The following is a 3,235-nucleotide window of genomic DNA, read 5'->3' on the forward strand; positions in this document are numbered from 1 at the left end:
ACGGCCGTGACCGGCGGCCCGACGCCCGGGGCGACGGCGACCGGCGGGCCGGCCCCCACGGCCTCCGCGCCTGCGCCCAGGCCGACCTCCGAGGTGTCCACCCGGCCCGCGGGCACCCAGCCGCCGTCACGGCCCGCGTCCACGGTTCCCAACGTCGTCGGCCAGACCGCCGCCGCCGCTACGGCAACCCTGCAGGCCGCGGGTTTCACGGTGAGTCAGACGAAGGACTGCGCCAGCCCGAACGTCCCGGCCGGCGTCGTGCTCGCCCAGTCGCCAGCCGCGGGCACGCAGGCCGGACGGCAGCCGACCGTCACCCTCCAGGTCGCCAGCGAGTGCGTCACCGTTCCCACGGTCGTCGGCTCCCCGGCGGACGAAGCGAACAGCGCTCTACAAAGCGCCGGTTTCAACGTCACCTACGGCGGTGAGTGGAACTGCCCCTGGGGCTACGGCCCGGTGACGGCGCAGAGCCCCGCCGGGGGAACCCGGGTGGCCAGGGGCGGCTACGTGTCCATCACCTACGTCTGCGCATCTGGCGCGGCACAGCCGACGAGCGGCGGTTCCTGACCGCCGTTCGCGCCTCCGGTCCGAGGATCTGAGGGCTCGTCCGCCGGCCACCTCGGTAGGGGCCGGCGGACGAGCGGACGGCTCGGCGCCCCGGCGGTCCCGCCGTCGATGGCGGGAGGCGTCAGGCGGCGGTGCGTTCGCCGACTGGCCGGCGCCGCAGGCTCTCCCGCTGGAGAGCCGGCGGCACGTATGCCTGGTCGAGCGCGCCGACGTCGGTGCCCGGCGGGACGATCTCGTCGATCTGGTCGAGGAGGTCGTCGGTGAGCGCCACGTCGAGGCCGGCGAGAAGGTCGTCGAGATGGCTCATCGTGCGGGGCCCGACGAGCGCGCTGGTCACGCCGGGATGCGCGATCGCGAACGCCATCGCGAGGTGGGTCAGCGCCACACCCGCCTTCTCGGCGAGCGAGACGAACTGCTCGACGGCGTCGAGCCGGCGCTCGTCGCCCAGGTGCCTGACCAGGCCGGCGCGGCGCAGCTCGTTCTGCTGGCCCCTGCGGACGCGTCCCGTGAGCAGTCCCTGCCCGAGCGGGCCCCAGACCAGCGTGCCCACGCCATGGCGCTGGGCGGCGGGCAGGACCTCGCGTTCGATGCCGCGGTTGAGCAGCGAGTACGGCGGCTGCTCGGTGTGGAACCGTTCCAGGCCGCACCGCTCGGCGACCCACTGGGCTTCGACGAGGTCGGACGCCGGCATCCCGGACGTCCCGATCGCCCGGACCTTCCCGCTGTGGATCAGGTCGGAGAGCGCGGAGAGCGTCTCCTCGATGTCCGTGGCGGGGTCCGGCCGGTGGATCTGGTAGAGGTCGATGTGGTCGGTCCGCAGGCGGCGCAGCGAGTTCTCGACCGCGGTCATGATCCAGCGTCGGGAGGCGCCCTGGTGATTGGGATCGTCGCCCATCGGGCGACTCACCTTGGTCGCGAGGACGACGGCGTCCCGTCGCCCTCTGAGCGCCCTGCCGACGATCTCCTCGGAGTCGCCGTAGGCGTCGGCGGTGTCGATGAGGTTGATTCCCGCGTCCAGTGCCTTGTGGATGATGCGGGCCGAGTCGTCGGGGTCGGGGTTGCCGACGGACGTGGCGAACATGAGTGCGCCGAGCCCGTATGGGCTGACCTTGATCCCGGTGCGGCCAAGCGTGCGGTACTGCATGCGAAATCGTCCCTCTCCGCGTAAGGCCAGGTGGCTGGTGGCGCCGGCAGATCCGCCGGGCCGGTTTCCAGCGTGTGGCGGTGTGGGTGCTGGCGGGAGAGACGCCTCTATCCGGGGACTGGCCGTCCCTGGCTGCGCCACGTGTCGGGGGCATGGTGGAGGTGTGGACAGAACCGAGCTGGCCGACTTCCTGCGCCACTGCCGTACCCGACTCACCCCGGCCGACGTGGGGTTGGCGCAGGGCACGCGGCGGCGCACGCCGGGACTGCGTCGTGAGGAGGTGGCGCAGCTCGCGTCCATGTCCACGGACCACTACACGCGGCTGGAACAGGCCCGGGGCTCGCGCCCATCCCGCCAGATGCTCGCCGCCGTCGCCCGCGCCCTGCGGCTGACCAACGACGAACGCGACCATCTCTTCCACCTGGCCGGCGAGGAACCCCCACGTGACCGGTCGACCACCCAGCACGTCCGCCCCGGCCTGCTTCTCGTCCTCGACCGGCTGACCGACATTCCCGCCCAGGTGATCAGCGACCGCGGTGACATCCTCGCGCAGAACGCGCTGGCCAGGGCGCTGCACGGCGACGCGTCGGCCCGCCCCGAGGCGGAGCGAAACGTCGCCTGGCGCTACTTCACGGACCCGACCGCGCGGGAGCTCTTCCCGGCCGAGGACCGTGACCCCGGCGCCCGCGCCGCGGTCGCGGACCTGCGCGCCACCTTCGCCCGCCGCCCGGACGACGCACGGCTGGCAGCGCTCGTACGCCGGCTCCGCGCGTGCAGCGAGGAGTTCTCGGCGCTGTGGGACACCCACGACGTCGCCGTGCGCCGAACCGACGTCAAACGCTTCCTGCACCCGGTCGTCGGCCTGCTGGAGCTGGACTGCGAGGTGCTGCTCAGCCCTGAGCACGACCAACGGCTGGTCGTCCACACCGCCCGCCCGGGCAGCAGCTCCTACGAGCGGCTGGAACTGCTGCGCGTGGTAGGCCTGCAGGACCTGACCCGTGGCTGAGCGCGGCCCCAGACGTATGGCCGCCGGCGGCCGCCTGGAAGGGCACGCGGCGAACAGGATCTCCGGGGAGCTCCTAGCGGCCGCGTCCGGCCGGCGGTTCGTCGTCGTAGACGTGGTCGGGCACGGCGGACAGCTGGGCGAGCCGGGCGGCCAGGTCGTCGGCCTGGCGTTCGGCCCGTTCGGCGCGGACGCGGGCGTCGGCGCGGGCCTCGGCGAGTACGGACGCCCGTTCGTCGGCCGCCGCCCGGTCGGTCTCCCGCGTCGCCGCGGCCTCCGCCCGTACCCGGGCCAGCTCGTCGGCGGCCTCGCGGCGCAACCGGTCGGCCTCGGCGGAGGCCGCGGCGCGGGCCCGGTCGAGGTCCGCCGCCGCGGCGGACCGGTCGGCGGCGGCCGACTCCCGCAGGGAGACGAGCTCGGCGCGTAGCTCGATGATCGTCCTCGCTGCGGCCTCCACGTCCCGGTGGGCGGTGGCGAGCTCCGCGCGAGCCGCCGCGAGCTGCCCGCGCAGCGTCGCCATCTCC

3 protein-coding genes and 1 pseudogene are annotated in these 3,235 nt (G+C 74.2%); 2 read left to right on the top strand and 2 right to left on the bottom strand.

Going from position 1 to position 3,235, the window contains the following annotated elements:
• The first annotated feature begins 93 nt into the window (after positions 1-93).
• A complete protein-coding gene (locus tag FRCN3DRAFT_RS0218710; protein WP_027140734.1) occupies positions 94-564 on the top strand; it encodes a PASTA domain-containing protein in 471 nt (156 codons plus the stop codon).
• 121 nt (positions 565-685) lie between these two features.
• Here FRCN3DRAFT_RS0218710 and FRCN3DRAFT_RS0218715 read toward each other — a convergent pair whose 3' ends face one another.
• Positions 686-1,708, bottom strand: a complete 1,023-nt coding sequence (locus FRCN3DRAFT_RS0218715; RefSeq protein ID WP_007520664.1) for an aldo/keto reductase — start codon at positions 1,706-1,708, stop codon at positions 686-688.
• Between the two features lie 163 nt (positions 1,709-1,871).
• Between FRCN3DRAFT_RS0218715 and FRCN3DRAFT_RS0218720 the strand changes: the two genes are divergently transcribed.
• Positions 1,872-2,714 carry a helix-turn-helix transcriptional regulator gene (locus FRCN3DRAFT_RS0218720; protein ID WP_007520666.1) on the top strand — a complete coding sequence of 281 codons (843 nt, stop codon included), beginning with the start codon at positions 1,872-1,874 and terminating at the stop codon, positions 2,712-2,714.
• Positions 2,715-2,787: 73 nt separating this feature from the next.
• Here the strand turns inward: FRCN3DRAFT_RS0218720 and FRCN3DRAFT_RS0218725 are convergent.
• Positions 2,788-3,235, bottom strand: a pseudogene (locus FRCN3DRAFT_RS0218725) (hypothetical protein); the annotation flags it as partial.

Source organism: Pseudofrankia saprophytica, from assembly GCF_000235425.2.
Lineage (GTDB): Bacteria > Actinomycetota > Actinomycetes > Frankiales > Frankiaceae > Pseudofrankia > Pseudofrankia saprophytica.